The 16,940-nt window shown below is 71.9% G+C and carries 17 protein-coding genes and 2 pseudogenes; 6 read left to right on the top strand and 13 right to left on the bottom strand.

The annotated features are described in order from the left end of the window. Positions 1–110 precede the first annotated feature (110 nt). Positions 111–770, top strand: a complete 660-nt coding sequence (locus tag SH922_RS37540) for a class F sortase (RefSeq protein WP_393062997.1) — start codon at positions 111–113, stop codon at positions 768–770. Positions 771–817: 47 nt separating this feature from the next. Here SH922_RS37540 and SH922_RS37535 read toward each other — a convergent pair whose 3' ends face one another. Further along, the gene (locus SH922_RS37535) at positions 818–1,663 is read right to left on the bottom strand and encodes a polysaccharide deacetylase family protein (RefSeq protein ID WP_393062996.1); all 846 of its coding nucleotides are present in this window, start codon (positions 1,661–1,663) and stop codon (positions 818–820) included. 164 nt (positions 1,664–1,827) lie between these two features. Between SH922_RS37535 and SH922_RS37530 the strand changes: the two genes are divergently transcribed. Next, positions 1,828–2,289: a universal stress protein gene (locus SH922_RS37530; RefSeq protein WP_328897771.1), complete on the top strand. Its 462-nt coding sequence runs from the start codon at positions 1,828–1,830 to the stop codon at positions 2,287–2,289. Between the two features lie 188 nt (positions 2,290–2,477). After that, positions 2,478–3,047 carry a sigma-70 family RNA polymerase sigma factor gene (locus SH922_RS37525; RefSeq protein ID WP_393062995.1) on the top strand — a complete coding sequence of 190 codons (570 nt, stop codon included), beginning with the start codon at positions 2,478–2,480 and terminating at the stop codon, positions 3,045–3,047. Here SH922_RS37525 and SH922_RS37520 read toward each other — a convergent pair. After that, on the bottom strand, positions 2,981–3,178 hold the full coding sequence (locus SH922_RS37520; RefSeq protein WP_393062994.1) for a zf-HC2 domain-containing protein: 198 nt from the start codon (positions 3,176–3,178) through the stop codon (positions 2,981–2,983). The two genes, SH922_RS37525 and SH922_RS37520, sit on opposite strands and share 67 nt — an antisense overlap. A 160-nt stretch (positions 3,179–3,338) precedes the next feature. Here SH922_RS37520 and SH922_RS37515 point away from each other — a divergent pair, with 160 nt between their 5' ends. Next, positions 3,339–3,851, top strand: a complete 513-nt coding sequence (locus SH922_RS37515) for a hypothetical protein (RefSeq protein ID WP_393062993.1) — start codon at positions 3,339–3,341, stop codon at positions 3,849–3,851. Positions 3,852–3,878: 27 nt separating this feature from the next. Here SH922_RS37515 and SH922_RS37510 read toward each other — a convergent pair whose 3' ends face one another. The 4 genes from SH922_RS37510 to SH922_RS37495 all read right to left on the bottom strand — a co-directional run bounded on the left by SH922_RS37510 (position 3,879) and on the right by SH922_RS37495 (position 7,722). After that, positions 3,879–5,069 carry a sensor histidine kinase gene (locus tag SH922_RS37510; protein WP_393062992.1) on the bottom strand — a complete coding sequence of 397 codons (1,191 nt, stop codon included), beginning with the start codon at positions 5,067–5,069 and terminating at the stop codon, positions 3,879–3,881. Beyond that, positions 5,066–6,547 carry a cation acetate symporter gene (locus SH922_RS37505; RefSeq protein WP_393062991.1) on the bottom strand — a complete coding sequence of 494 codons (1,482 nt, stop codon included), beginning with the start codon at positions 6,545–6,547 and terminating at the stop codon, positions 5,066–5,068. The genes SH922_RS37510 and SH922_RS37505 overlap by 4 nt, the downstream gene beginning before the upstream one ends. Continuing rightward, entirely contained in the window at positions 6,544–6,906 is a 363-nt protein-coding gene (locus SH922_RS37500) for a hypothetical protein (RefSeq protein WP_350993119.1), read from the bottom strand. The genes SH922_RS37505 and SH922_RS37500 overlap by 4 nt, the downstream gene beginning before the upstream one ends. A 63-nt stretch (positions 6,907–6,969) precedes the next feature. Beyond that, positions 6,970–7,722, bottom strand: a complete 753-nt coding sequence (locus SH922_RS37495) for a LytR/AlgR family response regulator transcription factor (RefSeq protein WP_393062990.1) — start codon at positions 7,720–7,722, stop codon at positions 6,970–6,972. Positions 7,723–7,803: 81 nt separating this feature from the next. Here SH922_RS37495 and SH922_RS37490 point away from each other — a divergent pair, with 81 nt between their 5' ends. Beyond that, positions 7,804–8,439 (top strand): zf-HC2 domain-containing protein, encoded by a 636-nt coding sequence (locus SH922_RS37490; RefSeq protein ID WP_393062989.1) that lies wholly within the window; start codon positions 7,804–7,806, stop codon positions 8,437–8,439. 33 nt (positions 8,440–8,472) lie between these two features. On the opposite strand, the gene SH922_RS37485 is transcribed toward SH922_RS37490, so the two are convergent. From SH922_RS37485 to SH922_RS37455, 7 genes and pseudogenes are all read right to left on the bottom strand, one after another. Then, the gene (locus SH922_RS37485; RefSeq protein WP_393062988.1) at positions 8,473–9,333 is read right to left on the bottom strand and encodes an Fpg/Nei family DNA glycosylase; all 861 of its coding nucleotides are present in this window, start codon (positions 9,331–9,333) and stop codon (positions 8,473–8,475) included. A 34-nt stretch (positions 9,334–9,367) separates the two neighbouring features. Further along, complete coding sequence (locus SH922_RS37480) at positions 9,368–10,225, bottom strand: amidohydrolase family protein (protein ID WP_393062987.1); 858 nt, start codon at positions 10,223–10,225, stop codon at positions 9,368–9,370. A gap of 1 nt (position 10,226) precedes the next feature. Beyond that, positions 10,227–10,538 carry an L-rhamnose mutarotase gene (locus SH922_RS37475; protein ID WP_393062986.1) on the bottom strand — a complete coding sequence of 104 codons (312 nt, stop codon included), beginning with the start codon at positions 10,536–10,538 and terminating at the stop codon, positions 10,227–10,229. A gap of 1 nt (position 10,539) precedes the next feature. Next, positions 10,540–11,523, bottom strand: coding sequence for an aldo/keto reductase (locus tag SH922_RS37470; RefSeq protein ID WP_393063805.1), 984 nt, complete (start codon positions 11,521–11,523; stop codon positions 10,540–10,542). Between the two features lie 120 nt (positions 11,524–11,643). Further along, positions 11,644–13,038 carry a wax ester/triacylglycerol synthase family O-acyltransferase gene (locus SH922_RS37465; protein ID WP_393062985.1) on the bottom strand — a complete coding sequence of 465 codons (1,395 nt, stop codon included), beginning with the start codon at positions 13,036–13,038 and terminating at the stop codon, positions 11,644–11,646. A gap of 160 nt (positions 13,039–13,198) precedes the next feature. Beyond that, positions 13,199–14,167, bottom strand: a pseudogene (locus tag SH922_RS37460) (SpoIIE family protein phosphatase); the annotation flags it as partial. Positions 14,168–14,359: 192 nt separating this feature from the next. Continuing rightward, a pseudogene (locus SH922_RS37455) lies at positions 14,360–15,142 on the bottom strand (PAS domain-containing protein); the annotation flags it as partial. 408 nt (positions 15,143–15,550) lie between these two features. On the opposite strand from SH922_RS37455, the gene SH922_RS37450 reads away from it, so the two are divergent. Next, complete coding sequence (locus tag SH922_RS37450) at positions 15,551–16,918, top strand: FAD-dependent oxidoreductase (RefSeq protein WP_393062984.1); 1,368 nt, start codon at positions 15,551–15,553, stop codon at positions 16,916–16,918. Positions 16,919–16,940 lie beyond the last annotated feature (22 nt).

Genomic DNA, 16,940 nt, shown 5'->3' with positions numbered 1-16,940 from the left:
ACTACTCCGATGTGCGGCCCGCCGAGTCGTCGCCACCCGTTCGCACTTCCCTGAATGCCGCGCGGCCGCCCCGCGCCTAGCGTTCCCCTCGTCGCGACGAAGGGAGAACCATGGGCCGGGACAACTGGCACCCCGAACGGATCAGACACTCGCCGTGGGGCGCACTCGCGCTGGCGATGCTCACCGGTCTCGCGCTGATGCGGAACGGCACGGACCTCTCACCCGGCCCGCCGCAGCCGGTCGCCGCCACCTCGGTGGGCCACCAGAAGGTCGTCCCGGGGGCCCCGGTGGCCGGACCGGCGGTGAAGCCACTCGCGTACGCGCCCGTCGCACGCGTGGCCATCCCGTCGATCGGGGTCGACGCACCGGTCGTCGATGTGAACCTCGACAAGAACGGCTGGATCGAGACACCGCCCCCGCAGGACCCCAACCTGGCCGGCTGGTACCAGAACGGCATCGCGCCGGGACAGCTCGGAACCTCCGTCGTCGTCGGCCACGTCGACAACCAGGCGGGACCCGCCGTCTTCTACGGGCTGGGCTCCTTGAAGAAGGGCAACCGCGTCGAGGTCACCCGCAGTGACGACCGGGTCGCGGTGTTCGAGGTTTACGGCGTCGAGGTCTTCGCCAAGAACGACTTTCCCGGTGCCCGCGTGTACGGCGACACGGGACAGGCAGAACTGCGGGTCATCACCTGCGGCGGTGGATACACGAAGGCCAACGGCTACGACGGCAACGTGGTGGCCTTCGCCCGCCTGGTCGAAACCCGCTGACCGCTGCTGCCGGGGGCCGGCGCCCCCGGCAGCAGCCGTCGCACACCTCAGCGGCGCTGCGGCACCGTGATCCGGTACCCGTCGTCCAGCAGCTCCGGCAGATAGCGGCGCAGCGCGGCAACGCTCTGCGAACGGTTGCCGCCCGCGTCGTGCGAGAGCACCACGACCCCGGGGGCCGCACCGTCCCTGACCCGGCGGACGATGCTGTCGGTGCCCGGTACGGTCCAGTCCAGGGTGTCCACCGTCCAGGCCATCGGCTCCATGTCCAGCGCGGCCCCGATCTCGAACGAGTTCCGGTTCCAGGCCCCGTAGGGCGCCCGGTACCAGAGCGGCGGAGCACCGGTGATCTTCTCGATCACGTCGCTGGTGCGGCCCAGCTCGTCGGTGATGCCTGCCCGGGAGAGATTGGTGACCAGCGGATGGGTCCACGAGTGGTTGCCGACGGTATGCCCCTCGTCGGCGATCCTGCGTACCAGGTCCTCGTTGTCGTGGGCCATCTCCCCGCAGAGGAAGAACATGGCCCGTACGTCGTGCTTGTGCAACGTGTCCAGGATGTGCGGGGTGTAGAGCGGATCCGGTCCGTCATCGAAGCTCAGCACCATGGCCCGGCCGATGTCGGGCAGTTCCTCGAACGGCCGGGTGCGGACCGGTGGCGCCGCCGGACGGTAGCGGGGCGGGTTGTTCGCGGTCATGGGCCTCAGACGGTAGGCCAGCGGCCGGGTCCGCAGGGCGGCTGCCTGCGGACCGGCCGCGACGGCCGACGGCGGCGCGGGACGCCGGAACGGGGCACCCGCGGAGTCCGCCGCGACCAGGCGCACGACAGTGGCGGCGCCCAGCCCGGCAGCCAGCCTCAGCAGCGTTCTGCGCGTCGGCGGCATCTGATCATTCTTCATGACCAACTGCTCGCACATCCGCTCTGTCACCCCTCTCAACGACACCGGTCACGGAGGGTTTTGCACCCAATGGAGGGAGCGCGTCCACGCATCCGGCAGCAGCGCGCCGGGGCACTCGGGAGCCCGGACCGGGTCCGTCCGGTGGAGCCGATAGCCTCACTGCCGTGACAGACCAGCAGCCCCACCAGTTCGAACGTGGCACAGACGGCCCCAAAGTGATCGTCGCGGGCCTCGACGGTTCCGATTCCTCCATGCGCGCCGCGGCGTATGCCGCAGGCCTCGCCCGTAGACAGCGGGCCATGCTCGCTCTCGTCTATGTCCAGCCCGTGCTGACGGCGGGCGCCGCACTCGGTGCGCCGGTCGGCGATGCGACCGGAGATGTCGCCGAGGGCCTGGTCAACGAGATCCGGGAGTCGACGGAGCGGATGAAGGACATATGGGATGTGCGCTGGGAGTTCCACACCTTCCGCGGTGATCCGTACAACGGGCTGGTGACGGCGGCGGACGAACTCAAGGCGGACGCTGTCGTCGTGGGCGCGTCCGAATCGGCGGGGCACCGGTTCATCGGCTCGGTGGCCGTACGCCTGGTGAAGGCCGGGCGCTGGCCCGTCACCGTGGTCCCGTAGGTCCGGCGCTGCCTCCCTCCCCCCGCCCCGCTCCCCTGCCGTCCGACCGTTCACCGCACCATTCGCCGCTCCGTGCGACCGCTCATCGCACGGAGCGGCGTTTGTTCTGTCCCCCGGGGCGTGAATGCGTTCGTATACGCCAGTCAGCAGCGAGGCGGCAGGGACCTCCGCGGGGAAGGGCGTTCACCATGACCACGACGACGACCGATGAGCGGGCACTCGCGGATCTGCAGTGTGAGCACGGCCCCGCCCTGTTCCACTTCCTGCTCGGCCTGACGTTCGGCGACCGGCAGCGGGCCGAGGATCTCGTCCAGGAGACGCTGGTGCGGGCCTGGCAGCACCCGGAGGCCTTCGACGGCCCGTACGAGTCGATGCGGCCCTGGCTGTTCACGGTCGGGCGCCGGCTGGCCATCGACGCCCGCAGATCGCGACTGGCCCGGCCGGCCGAGGTCAGCGACGCGGTGCTGGAGAGCGCCCCGGGCCGGGAGGACACCGCGGAGTCCGCGGTCGCCGCGCTCGATGTGCGGGAGGCGGTGCGCACCCTCAGCCCGGAGCACCGGGCCGTGCTCGTCCAGATCTACTTCCGGGGGCTGAGCGTGGGAGAAACCGCCGAGGTGCTCGGGATACCCGCCGGCACGGTGAAGTCCCGCTCCTACTACGCGCTGCGCCTGCTCTCCCGTAACCTGCCCGGCTACTCCAGCAGGTCCTCCTCGCTGAGCAGCGGCAGCAGGGCCGCCGCCTCCGCGAGTGCCACGTAATCGGCGGCGCAGCGGTCGCAGCTCTGGAGATGCCGGGCGACGGTGCGCGCCTCCGCGGCCGGAAGCGCGTCCAGGACGTAGGCGCCGAGCAACTGCCGCATGTGCGGTCCCTCCCCTGGGTCGGCGGTCATCGCAACCTCATGTCTGTGACGGATCGGGTCCGACGGATCCTGTCCTTCTGGCCACGCGGGGCGCGCTCTCCCGGTTCAATGCTGCGTGTGGGGCCGGTCGGGCCCCGGTCCGCCGGGCAGCCCCCGGCCCGGCCCCGAGAACGGAAAGAGGCGAGACGGGATGCGTCCGGAACGTCATGACGGAGCCGACGGGGGCGGGCTGCTGATCCCGATGGCCTGGATGTACGCGGAGTACATCGCCGAAGAACTGCTGCGGACCGGCGACCTGATGGAGCCGGCGACCCTGGAGTACCGGGCGGGGCGCGATGCGCTCGCCCTGACCGTGTTCCTCTCCGACGGTGCGGTGGCCGAGGCGCTGCCCGCCACCCGGATGGACGAGCTCCGGCTGCTGACGGCGTACGGGACACCCTGGCGCCGTTGGGTGTGCGAGCGCCTCGACGCCCTGGCGGCGGCGCCCGGCGGCGCGGGCCCCGACCTGACGCTGGCGCGGGCCGCCTGGCGGTGGCTGGAGGAGACCGAGCTACTGGCGGCCGACCTCGACGCGCTCGGCCCGCTGCCGTGGGAGGCCCCCGCCGGCCGGGAGGAACCGGACGGGCAGGACGCCGTCCAGGTGTGGACGCCTGCCTGGCAGTTGGGGCTGCCGCTGGGACATCTGGCGATCCACCTGTACTGAGTCCTGGCCGCACCCCACCGGCACGTTTCAGGAACCGTGCACCCCGGCACGGTACTTCGGCAGCCGCACGGTGATGCGCATGCCGGCGCCGATGCCCGTCTCGATGACGAGCCCGTAGTCGTCCCCGTACACCTGGCGCAGCCGTTCGTCGACGTTGAGCAGTCCGATGCCGGTGGACTTGCCGCCCTCGCCGCGCAGGATGTGACGCAGCCGTTCCGGATCCATGCCCGTGCCGTCGTCCTCGATGACGACCTCGGCCTCGGAGCCGGCGTCCAGGGCGCTGATGGTGATGCGGCTGGAGGTGACGGCGCCTTCGAGTCCGTGCTTGACGGCGTTCTCTACCAGGGGCTGGAGGCAGAGGAACGGCAGGGCGACGGGCAGCACCTCGGGGGCGACCTGGAGGGTGACCGAGAGGCGTTCGCCGAACCGGGCCCTGACGAGGGCCAGGTACTGGTCGATGGAGTGCAGTTCGTCGGCGAGGGTGGTGAAGTCGCCGTGGCTGCGGAACGAGTAGCGGGTGAAGTCGGCGAACTCCAGAAGGAGCTCGCGGGCCTGTTCGGGGTCGGTGCGGACGAACGAGGCGATGGCGGCGAGTGAGTTGAAGATGAAGTGCGGGGAGATCTGCGCGCGCAGGGCCCTGATCTCGGCCTCGATGAGCTGAGTGCGCGAGCGGTCGAGCTCGGCGAGTTCCAGTTGTACGCAGACCCAGCGGGCGACCTCGCCCGCTGCCCTCGCCAGGACGGCGGACTCGCGGGGGGCGTAGGCGATCAGCGTGCCGAGGACCCGGTGGTCGACGGTGAGCGGCACGGCGACGGCCCAGCGCAGCGGGCAGTCCAGGTCGTCGCACTCGCTGCGGAAGGCGGTCCCGCGTCCACTGGCGAGGAGGTCCCCCACCTCCTCCATGACGTGCCGGCCGTGGTGGTCGCCCTCGCCGTCCCAGACCAGGACCCGGTCGCGGTCGGTGAGGCACAGGGCGTCGGTGCCGAGCAGCGAGCGGAGCCGGCGGGCCGACCTGCGGGCGCTCTCCTCGGTCAGTCCGGCGCGCAGCGGGGGCGCGGCGAGCGAGGCGGTGTGCAGGGTCTCGAACGTGGCGTGTTCGACGGGTGTGCCGACGTCGCTGGTGCGGACCGGGCGCGCGGTGCGCCGGCCGGTCAGCAGGCCGCCGCCGAACAGCAGCAGGGCGAGGAGCACGATGACGGCGTATCCGGCCCCGGTCACCGGTGCCTCCCGGCGGTCAGTGCCTCGGGCAGGTGGAAGCGGCTCATCGCGGCGTTGGTCCCGGCGGGGATCCGGCCCGGCGTGGCGAGCGAGACCAGGATCATGGCGAGGAAGCCGACGGGCACGGACCAGACGGCGGGCCAGGCGAGCAGGGCGTGCGGCCAGCCGGGCGGGCGCACCGCCCCGCTGACGGTGATGGCGACGGAGAGCAGCGCTGAACCGCCGCCCAGGACGAGTCCGGCCACCGCGCCGGGCGGGGTGAGCCGGCGCCACCAGATGCCGAGGACCAGCAGCGGGCAGAAGGACGACGCCGACACGGCGAACGCCATCCCCACCGAGTCGGCGACCGGAACCCGGCTGACGATCAGCGAACCGGCCAGCGGGACGGAGATGGCGAGGACGGTTGCCAGCCGGAAGTGCCGTACTCCGCGCGAGGGAAGGACGTCCTGGGTGATGACTCCGGCGACGGCCATGGTCAGCCCGGAGGCGGTCGACAGGAACGCGGCGAAGGCGCCGCCCGCGATGAGCGCGCCGAGCAGGTCGCCGCCGAGCCCGCCGATGACCCGGCCGGGGAGCAGCAGTACGGCGGCGTCCGCGTCGCCGCCCCGGATGAGCTCGGGTGCGTACAGCCGGCCCAGGGCTCCGTAGACGGGTGGCAGCAGATAGAAGACGCCGATCAGGGCGAGGACGGCGACGGTGGTGCGACGGGCGTCGCGGCCGTTGGGACTGGTGTAGAAGCGGACGACGACGTGCGGCAGGCCCATGGTGCCGAGGAAGGTGGCGACGATGAGGCCGTAGGTGGCGTACAGCGGGTGGTCGGCGCGGAAGACGGACAGCTGCTCGTCGAAGGTGACGCGGGGGCGCCCGTCCCCCTGCCAGGCCAGCACCAGGAAGATCGCGGGAACGAGGAGGGCGGTCAGCTTGAGCCAGTACTGGAAGACCTGCACGAAGGTGATGGAGCGCATGCCGCCCGCGGCGACGGCGAGGACGACCACGGACGCCACGAGGACGTCACCGAGCCAGCCGGGCGCCCCGGTGAGGATCTTGAGGGTGAGTCCGGCGCCCTGGAGCTGCGGAACGAGGTAGAGCCAGCCGGCGCCGACGACGAGCACGCTGACGAGCCGGCGCACCTGCCGGGACTCGAGCCGCCCCTCGGCGAAGTCGGGCAGGGTGTACGCCCCCGAGCGGCGCAGCGGCGCGGCGACGAAGACCAGCAGCACCAGATAGCCGGCGGTGTAGCCGACCGGGTACCAGAGCATGTCGGGCCCGTGGACGAGGACCAGACCTGCGATGCCGAGGAAGGACGCGGCGGAGAGGTACTCGCCGCTGATCGCGGCAGCGTTGAGGCGGGGCCGTACGGTGCGCGAGGCGACGTAGAAGTCGGAGGTGGTACGGGAGATGCGCAGCCCGAAGCCGCCGACGAGGACGGTGGCGAGAACGACGGCGGCGACGGCCGCCACCGCGTACGTGCGGCTCACTGTGCGGGGCGGCCTTCCACGAGGCGGGCGAAGTCGCGCTCGTTGCGCTCGGCCCGGCGCACGTACCACCAGGCGAGGAGCGTCAGCGGCGGATAGGCGGCGAATCCGAGGACGGCCCAGACGACGGCGGAGCTGTGCAGGGCCTCGAAGACCAGGGGCAGGGTGCCGACGACGACGGCGAGGGCGGTGAAGGCGGTGAGTCCGGCGCGCAGCTGGCTGCGCATCAGCGAGCGGACGTAGGCGCCGCCCAGTGCGGTCTGCTCGTCGATCTCCGACTGGGTGCGGTAACGCGGCAGCGGACGCACCCGGCGGGGCTCCCCCGTCACCACTTCACGCCGGGGCGTTGGCTCTGCGGACATGGGGCCGGAGTGTACGCAGCACCCGACCCGCTGGGAAGGGGTCCGGGCGCGGGTAGACGCTGGTCAGCGGCCGGTCTGCCGCATCAGCAGATCGCGCAGCGCGCGGGTGTGGCGGCGGCTGACGGCGAGCTCCGCGGTGCCGATGCGCACGCTCATGCTGCCGGCGTCCAGGCGCAGTTCGTCGATCCTGCCGAGCGCCACGAGGTGGCGGCGGTGGATGCGGACGAATCCTCGGCTGCGCCAGCGTTCCTCCAGGGTGGTCAGGGGGACGCGGACGAGGTGGCTGCCGGTGGCGGTGTGCAGCCGGGCGTAGTCGCCCTGGGCCTCGGCGTACGCGATGTCGTCGATCGGGATGAACCGGATGACACCGCCCAGTTCGACGGGTATCTGGTCGTGTGCGGTGTCGTGGGCGGGTGCGGAGCGCTCGCCCACCTGTTCGGCGACACGGCGCACCGCTTCGGCGAGGCGTTCGCGGCGTACGGGTTTGAGGACGTAGTCGACGGCCTTGAGGTCGAAGGCGTGCACGGCGAAGCCCTCGTGGGCGGTGACGAAGACGATGAGCGGGGGTGCGGCGAACCCGGCCAGCAGCTGGGCGACATCGAGTCCGGTGAGGCCCGCCATGTGGATGTCGAGGAAGACCACGTCGATGGCGGCGGGGTCCTCGGGTCCGGCCTCGACGGCTCCGCCGATGCGCCTCAGCGCCTCGGTGGCCCCGGTGGCTCCCTCGGCGCTGCGGATCCGGGGATCGGCGCGCAGGAGGTACAGCAGTTCCTCCAGGGCGGGTTCTTCGTCGTCGACGGCGAGTACGCGGAGCATGAGGCCGGAGTTTAGGGCCTCCACCGCGGGTTGCAGGGGGGTGTGCTGAGTGATTCACGGGCTGTTTCCGTACGGGACGGCATGTGCAACCCGCAACACCGCCGCGATGTCGGGGCCTACGCCCTGGGCTTGCTCGGCGCCGCCGACGCCTTCCGTTTCGAGGAGCATCTGGAGCGCTGTCCCCTGTGCGCGGGCGGGGTGGTGGAGCTCGGCGGGGTGACGACCGTCCTGCAGCGGTACGCCCGGCTGACGCCGCCGGGCGTCGATGCCGTGGTGCGGGCCGGTCCCGGGCTGGTGCGGCGGGCCACCCGGGCGGTGGCGGCCGGGCGGCGCAGGACGCGGCGCCGGCGGCTGGCAGTGGCGGCTGTGGTGCTGGCTGCCGGGGTGCCGTTCGCGGTGCCCGGCGGGGAGCGGGAGGCGGAGCGGTGGGCGGGCGCGGACCGGGGTTCCGGGATGACGGCCGTCGTGACGGCGGGGGCGCGGGAGTGGGGTGCCGATGTCGGCCTGGAGGTGGCGGGGGTGCCGGATCCCGGTGTGTGCTCCCTGGTCGCGGTGGGGCGGGACGGCGACGAGGAGACCGTCGCCACCTGGTCGTCGGCCGGCGCCGGGGCGGACCCGGTCCGGATGAGCGGCGGCGCGGCGCTCCGGCCCGAAGCCATCGCGGGGTTCGAGGTGCGTACGGCGGCGGGGCGGCGGCTGCTGCGGCTCACGCGCTGAGGATCACTCCATGATCCGCCGGAACGGACCCTCCTACTTGAGCAGCTTGGAGAGCCGGCGGTCCGCCAGGGGCTTGCCGCCCGTCTGACAGGTCGGGCAGTACTGGAGCGAGGAGTCGCTGAAGGACACCTCTCGGATGGTGTCCCCGCAGACCGGGCAGGCCTGACCGGTGCGCCCGTGGACCCGCATGCCGCTCTTCTTCTCGGCCTTGAGCCGTCCCGCCGCCAGTCCGCTGGAGCGGGCGACGGCCTCGTCCAGCGTGGTGCGCAGGGCGGCGTGGAGCCGGGTGATCTCGTCGTCGGTGAGGTGTGCGGTGAGTTTGAACGGCGACATCTTCGCGACGTGCAGGATCTCGTCGCTGTAGGCGTTGCCGATGCCGGCGATGAGCGACTGGTCGCGCAGGGCCCCCTTGATCTGGCGCCGTTCCCCGTCGAGCAGCGCGGCGAACGCGTCCCGGTCGAAGGACGGGTCGAGCGGATCGGGCCCCAGCCGGGCCACACCTGGGACCTCGGCCGGATCGTGGACCAGGTGGACGGCGAGGCGTTTGGTGGTCCCGGCCTCGGTCAGGTCGAAGCCGTCGCCACCGGTGAGAACGGTACGCAGCGCGAGGGGGCCCTTGCCGGGGCGCGGCGGGGTGGCGGGGAAGCTGTCCTTCCAGTGCAGCCAGCCGGCCCGGGCGAGGTGGGTGACCAGGTGCAGCGGGCCGACGGCGATGTCGAGGAACTTGCCGTGCCGCCGGACACCGGTGACCGTACCGCCGTGCAGGGCGGTGAGCGGTGGGTCGTACGTCTTCAGGACGCTGATGGCGAGCGGCAGGACTCGGTCGATCTCCCTGCCGACCAGGTGGTCGTCGAGGAAGACCCGCAGGGCTTCGACTTCCGGCAGTTCGGGCATGGTTCCCAGCCTGCCGCAGCCGTCGCCCCGGCGCCTACCGGAGGCCGTACACGCGCTGGGCGGTGGTGGCGAGGACGGCGTCCCGCTCGTCCTCGGCGAGGGTGTCGAGGAGTACGAGTGCGGTCTCGACGACCTCGGTGTACGTCGCCGCGAGCCGGCACACCGGCCAGTCCGACCCGAACATCAGCCGGCCGGGTCCGAAGGCGTCGAGGACGGTGCCGGCGTACGGGCGCAGGTCCTTGACGGTCCAGTTGTGCGGGTCCGCCTCGGTGACCAGGCCGGAGAGTTTGCACGCGGTGTTGGGGAGGGCGGCGAGCGCCCGCACGTCGTCGGCCCAGGGGTGCAGTTCCCCGGTGGCGACCGGCGGCTTGCCGGCGTGGTCGAGGACGAAGGTGAGCCCGGGCAGCAGTTCGGCGGCCCGGACGGCGGCGGGCAGCTGGTGGGGCTGTACCAGCAGGTCGTAGACGAGTCCGGCATCGGCGACGGCGGCCAGGCCACGCAGGACGTCCTCGCGCAGCAGCCATCGGGGATCGGGTTCGCCCTGGACCTGGTGGCGCAGCCCGACGAGCCGGTCGCCGCCGGGCAGCTCGCGCAGGGCGGCCAGGGTGTCGGAGATGCCCGGGGCGGTGAGATCGGTCCAGCCCACGACGCCGGCGACCAGATCACTGCTGCCGGCCAGCGCCAGGAACTCGGGCGTCTCCTCCGGGACGGTGACGGTCTGGACGAGCACGGTGGCGCACACACTGTTGGCCCGGGCCTCCGGCTCCAGGTCGGAGAGGGTGAAGTCGCGTCGCAGAGGCGCCAGTTCCTCGCCGGTGATCCAGTCCTGGTCGCGTTCCGCGAGGTCCCACACATGGTGGTGGGCGTCGACGATGCGGGGCCGGCCGGTCATCTCACAGCTCCCAGGCGACGGGGAGACCCGCTTCGGCACCGTCGGACGAGTAGTCGTGTGCCACGTCGAGGAGTCCGTCCATCCTGGCCTGCCAGGCGACGTTGACGGGGAGCTGCTCCAGTTCGGCGAGGAGCCGGGCGTAGTCGTCGCACTCGATGACGTGGAACAGGTCGGTGCCGCTGCGCCAGATCGTCCAGGAGGTGGCTCCCGCCGCCCGGATCGCGCGGGTCAGCTCGGCCGGGACCTCGCGGTGCGCGGCCTCGTACTCGGCTATGCGGTCCGCGCGGACCTTGGTGTGCAGGGCGATACGCATGTCAGTGTCCGTTCTCGGTCAGCAGGCCCTCGGCGCGCAGGTCGTCCCAGAGGGCGTCGGGGATCTCCCGGCGGAGCAGCGCGGCGGCGTCGCGCACCTCGTCAGGGGAACGCGTGCCGACCAGTACGCCGGCGACCGCCGGGTGGGCGAGCGGGTAGTGCAGGGCGGCGGCGCGCAGCGGCACACCGTGGCCCTCGGTGACGGCCTTCAGGCGCAGTGCCCGGTCGAGGAGGCTCAGGGGCGCGGCGGCGTAGTCGTACGTGGCGCCGGGGCGCGGGTCGGCGAGGAGGCCGGAGTTGAAGACGCCGCCGACGACGACGCTGCGGCCGCGGGCGGCGGCAGCCGGCAGCAGATCGGTCAGGGCCGACTGGTCGAGGAGGGTGTGGCGACCGGCGCAGAGGACCACGTCGACGTCGGTCTCGACGACGAAGCGGGTGAGCATCGCGGTCTGGTTCATGCCGGCGCCGATGGCCCCGATGACGCCTTCGGCCCGCAGCCTCTCCAGTTCCGGGTAGGCCTCGCCGAAAGCGGCTTCCGCGTGGTCGTCGGGGTCGTGGAGGTAGGCGATGTCGATGCGGTCGAGCCCGAGGCGTTCCAGGCTGTCCTCGATGCTGCGGCGGACACCGGCGGCGCTGAAGTCCCAGCGCCTGCGGTGCGTGTCGCGGACGGCGAAGCCCTCGGAGAGCGATTCGGACGCGGCGGCCCCGCCGCCGGGCAGCGGGTCGAGCACCCGGCCCACCTTGGTGGACAGGACGTACGCGTCACGGGGCCGGGCGCGCAGGGCCTCGCCGAGCCGTCGCTCGGAGAGGCCGAGCCCGTAGTGGGGCGCGGTGTCGAAGTAGCGGACGCCCTCGTCCCAGGCGGCGTCGACGGCGGCCGCGGCCTGCGCGGGCTCCACGGCGCTGAAGAGATTGCCGATGGCAGCCGCCCCGAAGGACAGCTCAGTGACCTCGACCGCACTGTTTCCCAGCTTGTTGCGCCGCATGTATCCGACGTCCTCCCCGAAGATCGCTTCCTGCACACAGCGAATATTCATCGGATCACTTGGGTGCGTCAACACCTCGGAAGACATCAAGTACGGCGACTGCCCTGCGATCAGTCCGATCTATAGGGTGGCGCTCGTCGGCAGCAGCGCCAGCAGTTCGGCCACCTCGTCCTCGGCGCAGCGCCCGAGACGTTCCAGATCGGGCAGCGCTTTGCCGTCCGCCACCAGCCCGATCTGCACCGTGGAGCCGTACGTGGTCAGCGCGACGGCCAGGGACTGACCGCGGGCCAGCGGTGCCATCGGGTAGAGCGCGCGCAGCGGGCAGCCGCCGAGCGAGAGGGCCGAGCGCGGCAGCGGCACGCTGGTGACCAGCACGTCGAAGAGCATCCGGGCGGCGTTCCCGGCGAGTGGCGCACCGAAGCGGTGGGCCAGCGACGGCAGCTGGTCGGCGAGCACCGCGACCGCCCCGGCCCCGCGCAGCGGCCCGGCGGACTTGTTGCGGTCCATGGCGCCGCGGACGGCCCGCAGCCGCTCCCAGGGATCGGGTTCGGAGACAGGGAGGCCCAGCAGATAGGCGGAGAGCCGATTGCCGGTGGCCGCGCCGCCGGGGCGGCGCCGGGAGACGGGAACCAGGGCGCGCGGATCGGCACCGGGCAGCGGTTCGCCGCGCTCCAGCATCCAGCGGCGCAGCGCGCCCGCCACGACCGCGAGCAGTACGTCGTTGCTCGTGCCGCCCGCCACCCGGCGGATCCGCTGCACGGATTCCAGGTCGAGGTCGGCCGTGGCGAGGCGCCGGGTGCCGGAGGAGCTGGCACTCAGCGCCGGGGCGCCGCGCAGATCGAGGCGGCTGGCGCGCACCAGCGAGGCTCCGACGCCGAAGGCCCGGCCGAGGTCCTCGATCCGTCCGAGGGCGAGACCGGCGACCTGACGAGGTCCGGGCATCCAGGAGCGCGGCGGCACGGGGCGGACCCGGCCGGCCGCCGGTCCCGGCCGGGCCCTGCCCGCGACCGAGGCGATCTCGTCGAAGATCCCGGCCCCGATGGCAACCGCTCGCATCCCGTCGGCGAGCGCGTGGTGGAGCTTGACGAGTACGGCGAAGGGGCCGTCCGGGGCGCCGCCGATGACGTACATCTGCCAGGGCGGCAGCCCTCTGCGCAGCGGCTGCTCCATCAGTTCACCCGCGAGCCGGGTGGCCGCCGCCATGAATCCGGCCTCGCCCGCACCGGCGGCCTCCGCCTCGGGCAGGCTCACCCGCTTGACGTGCCGGTGGACGTCGAAGTCCTTGTCCACCGACCAGGCCGCGCCTCCGACGGGCAGCAGCACGTCGCGCACCCGCATCCGCAGCCGGGGGATGGCGGCGGCCCGGGTTCCGAGCAGTTCGAGAAGGCCCTCGGGGCCGTGGGCCGGGCGGTCCCCCGGCGAGAAGACGGCGAGCGCACCGAGGTGCATGGGATGCGCATCGGACTCGAGGTGCCAGAAGGCCAGATCGAGAGGTGCCAGTAGCTCAGTGCCCAACGGGTCCTCATGTCTCGGAAGAGGAAGGCTGACGAAGTCGCAGTCAATCCCCCGCAGTCGGTTACGGTCAAGTACAGACATGTTACGTTCTGTTACTTTTCAGTAGTGTTCAATCCCGTGAAAGGCAGCGCCCTTCACCGGATCAGCCGCGTGGCGGGATTCAATCGCGTGGCGGGATGACGAATTCGCACCAGACACACTTGCCGGTGCCCCGGGATTCGACACCCCAGGCGTCCGCCAGCCGGTCGACGAGCATCAGCCCGCGACCCGAGACGCCCGACTCGCCCGCGTCCCTGCGGCGCGGCAGCGCGCTGGACCGGTCCTCGACGTCGACACGCAGACGGCGCTCGGGCCCGGTAAGTACCCGGATGGTGACGATCGCGCCGCCGTCGGTGTGCATCAGGGCGTTGGTCGTCAGCTCGTCCGCGGCCAGTTCCACCTCGTCGGCCCGCTCCTTCGCACCCCAGGCCCGTACCGCCGCACGGATCATGTGCCGCGCCGAGCTGAGCGCCTCCGGGTCGCCCTGCCCCACGTGCTGCTGGAGCCGGCCGCCGGGCTGCGGGGCGTGGGCGGCCTTGCGGCGCAGCAGCAGCACCGCCACGTCGTCCTCGCCGCCGCGTTCGTCGACCGATTCGCAGAGCCGGTCAGCGAGCCGCTGGAGGTCCTGGGGGCCGTTCCTGATCATGGCGGTGAGCAGCTGCATACCCTCGTCGAGGTCGGCACCGGGCAGCTCCACCAGGCCGTCGGTGAACAGGACCATGGTCTGCCCGGGGTCCAGCTCCACCGTGCTGACCGGATACTCCAGCCGCCCGAACTCCGCGGAGAGCCCCAGCGGCAGCCCGCCCTCGACGAGCACCTTGCGGCAGCTCCCGTCGGCATCCCGCACGAGCGGGTCCACATGACCGGCCCGGACCACCTGCACCACACCTGTGGTCAGGTCGGCCTCGGCGTAGGTACAGGTGGCGAAGCGGTCGGTGTCCAGCTCGTGCAGGAAGACCGAGGCCCGCGCCATGACCGTCGCGGGACTGTGCCCCTCGGCCGCGTAGGCGCGCAGCACGATGCGCAGCTGCCCCATGACGGCGGCGGCGTGCGTGTCGTGGCCCTGGACGTCCCCGATGACGGTGCCGACCCGGCCACCGGGCAGGGGGATGACGTCGTACCAGTCACCGCCGATGTCCCGGCCGAGCCTTGCCGAGCGGTATCGCACGGCGATCTGCGCCCCGGGCACCTCGGGGATACGGCGCGGCAGCATCGCCTGCTGGAGCCCCTCGGCGAGGTCGTGCTCCTGTTCGTACAGCATGGCGCGCTGGAGACTCTGGGCGATGGAGCTGCCGAGGGCGACCAGCAGATTGCGTTCGTCGCCGGTGAATCCGTTCTTGTCGCTGTAGAGCAGCCCCAGTGCGCCGATGGGGCGGGCCTGGGCGATCAGCGGCAGATAGGCGGCGGAGGTGATGCCGAGATGACTGATGTGGGGCCACAGGACCGGGTACGAATCGGCGAAGTCCTCGGCGGACTCGATGAAACGGGGGCCGAGCGTGCGGACGACCTCACTCATCGGGTACTGCTCGTCCGTCCGCGTGTACCGGGTGCCCGGAACGAAGGCGCCCTCGGGCCCGTCGGCCACCAGATGGATACGCCCGGCCTCGATCAGCCCCATGACCAGACTGGTCGCCCCCAGATGGGCCAGCCCCTGGGAGTTCTTGAGCACGTCGATGACGTCCTTGACGGTACGGGCGTGAGCCAGCGCGGCCGTGGTGGCCTCCACCAGGCTGGTGCGCCGCCGCCGCTCCTCGTCCAGCTCGCGGCGGGCGGTGGAGTCGGCCAGCTCCTGGGTGGCGTCCCGGACGATGCCGATGATGCGGCGCGGGCGGCCGGTGGGGTCGCGGCGGACGAAGCCCTGGGTGTGCGTCCATTGCAGGGAACCGTCGCGCCGCAGCATACGGAAGTACGCCCCGTAGCTGGTGCGGCCGGACTTGAGCGCCTGGGTGACCATGGCGTCGAGACGCACACCCTCGTCCGGCGGCACCCGCGTCCCGAGTGTCGTCGGCTTGTTGTCGTACTCGTCGGCCCTCAGGTCGAACACGTCGAGGGCCGCCTGGTCCATGTGCATGAGGCCACTGTCGAGATCCCAGTCGAAGCTGCCCATACGGTTCAGGGCGAGACTGAGGTCCGGGTGGGCGGGCCAGTCGTCCGGGAGTGACAGGGCACCCGCTACCCGATCATCCATGTGGGTAACTCTGCCACCATTTGTCCGATTCTTCGAGTGAACCGTCCACCAGGTGAACGTGCGATAAAACACATTCTCAAGCCACTCGACAGGGGCGCCATCCCGGGGATTCCGCGAGATCTCGGGGGCCGGCAAAGGTGCGGGGTGCCGGATATCGCCGCAGAACGCCGCCCCCCTCCGAAAGCGGGCAGGGCCAGCGGCTAACGTGTGCGTCGGGGCGGAGTAAGCCAAGCCTTACCACGGCCCGCCCTGCCCCTGCTCGCCCGTCCTAAGGAACAGCCCTCCATGACACGCCCCGTCCGCGTCGCCATCGTCGGAGCCGGTCCCGCCGGCATCTACGCAGCGGACGCGCTGCTCAAATCCGACGCCGCCGCCGACCCGGGTGTCTCCATCGACCTGTTCGAGCGGATGCCCGCACCCTTCGGCCTGATCCGTTACGGAGTGGCCCCGGACCACCCGCGGATCAAGGGCATCGTGCAGGCGCTGCACCAGGTCCTGGACAAGCCGCAGCTGAGGCTCTTCGGGAACGTCGACTACCCCAACGACATCGGCCTGGACGAGCTCCGGACGTTCTACGACGCCGTGATCTTCTCCACCGGCGCCGACGCCGACCGCGCCCTCGACATACCGGGCAGCGAACTGGACGGCTCGCACGGCGCCGCCGACTTCGTATCCTGGTACGACGGTCACCCGGACGTGGCGCGCACCTGGCCGCTGGAGGCCGAGAAGGTCGCCGTGCTGGGCGTCGGCAACGTGGCCCTGGACGTCGCCCGCATCCTCGCCAAGACCGCCGACGAGCTGCTGCCGACCGAGATCCCCGCCAACGTCTACGACGGCCTCAAGGCCAACAAGGCGCTGGAGGTGCACGTCTTCGGGCGGCGCGGCCCCGCCCAGGCCAAGTTCAGCCCGATGGAGCTGCGGGAGCTGGACCACTCGCCGAACATCGAGGTCATCGTCAACCCCGAGGACATCGACTACGACGCGGGCTCGATCGAGACCCGGCGCGGGAACAAGCAGGCCAACATGGTCGCCTCCACGCTGGAGAACTGGGCGATCCGCGACGTCGGCGACCGGCCGCACAAGCTCTTCCTGCACTTCTTCGAGTCCCCCGTGGAGATCCTCGGCGAGGACGGTCAGGTCGTCGGGCTGCGGACCGAGCGCACGGAGCTGGACGGCACCGGCAACGTGAAGGGCACCGGTCAGTTCAACGACTGGGACGTGCAGAGCGTCTACCGCGCGGTCGGCTACTACTCGCAGGAGCTGCCCAAGCTCCCCTTCGACGTTGCGTCCGGCACGGTTCCGCACGCCGCCGGGCGGGTTCTCGCAGGCGGGGAGCCGATGGAGTCGGTGTACGTCACCGGCTGGATCAAGCGGGGACCGATCGGCCTGATCGGGCACACCAAGGGCGACGCCAACGAGACGGTCGCCTGCCTGCTGGAGGACCACACCACCGGCCGGCTGCCCGCCGCGGCACAGCCCGAGCCTGCGGCCGTGACCGAGTTCCTGGAGTCCCGCGGCGTCCGCTACACCACCCGTGAGGGCTGGTACCGCCTGGACGCGCACGAGCGCGCCCTGGGCGAGGCGCAGGGCCGCGAGCGGGTGAAGGTCGTGGAGCGCGACGCGATGCTGGACGCCTCGGAGCCCGGTAACTGACACCACGGCGACGGCCCCGGAA

This window comes from Streptomyces sp. LN549, from assembly GCF_043203805.1.
Classification (GTDB): domain Bacteria; phylum Actinomycetota; class Actinomycetes; order Streptomycetales; family Streptomycetaceae; genus Streptomyces.
The sequence above is the reverse complement of the archived record's forward strand: the minus strand, read 5'-3'. Positions and strand labels throughout refer to the sequence as shown.

Excerpts from the sequence above, each read along its gene's own strand:
- SH922_RS37515 (WP_393062993.1), top strand. The coding sequence starts at position 3,339 with ATGCGTCCGGAACGTCATGACGGAGCCGACGGGGGCGGGCTGCTGATC.
- SH922_RS37480 (WP_393062987.1), bottom strand. The coding sequence starts at position 10,225 with ATGACCGGCCGGCCCCGCATCGTCGACGCCCACCACCATGTGTGGGAC.
- SH922_RS37495 (WP_393062990.1), bottom strand. The coding sequence starts at position 7,722 with ATGCTCCGCGTACTCGCCGTCGACGACGAAGAACCCGCCCTGGAGGAA.
- SH922_RS37520 (WP_393062994.1), bottom strand. The coding sequence starts at position 3,178 with ATGACCGCCGACCCAGGGGAGGGACCGCACATGCGGCAGTTGCTCGGC.
- SH922_RS37470 (WP_393063805.1), bottom strand. The coding sequence starts at position 11,523 with ATGCGGCGCAACAAGCTGGGAAACAGTGCGGTCGAGGTCACTGAGCTG.
- SH922_RS37535 (WP_393062996.1), bottom strand. The coding sequence starts at position 1,663 with ATGAAGAATGATCAGATGCCGCCGACGCGCAGAACGCTGCTGAGGCTG.
- SH922_RS37490 (WP_393062989.1), top strand. The coding sequence starts at position 7,804 with ATGTGCAACCCGCAACACCGCCGCGATGTCGGGGCCTACGCCCTGGGC.
- SH922_RS37500 (WP_350993119.1), bottom strand. The coding sequence starts at position 6,906 with ATGTCCGCAGAGCCAACGCCCCGGCGTGAAGTGGTGACGGGGGAGCCC.
- SH922_RS37525 (WP_393062995.1), top strand. The coding sequence starts at position 2,478 with ATGACCACGACGACGACCGATGAGCGGGCACTCGCGGATCTGCAGTGT.
- SH922_RS37475 (WP_393062986.1), bottom strand. The coding sequence starts at position 10,538 with ATGCGTATCGCCCTGCACACCAAGGTCCGCGCGGACCGCATAGCCGAG.
- SH922_RS37450 (WP_393062984.1), top strand. The coding sequence starts at position 15,551 with ATGACACGCCCCGTCCGCGTCGCCATCGTCGGAGCCGGTCCCGCCGGC.
- SH922_RS37540 (WP_393062997.1), top strand. The coding sequence starts at position 111 with ATGGGCCGGGACAACTGGCACCCCGAACGGATCAGACACTCGCCGTGG.
- SH922_RS37485 (WP_393062988.1), bottom strand. The coding sequence starts at position 9,333 with ATGCCCGAACTGCCGGAAGTCGAAGCCCTGCGGGTCTTCCTCGACGAC.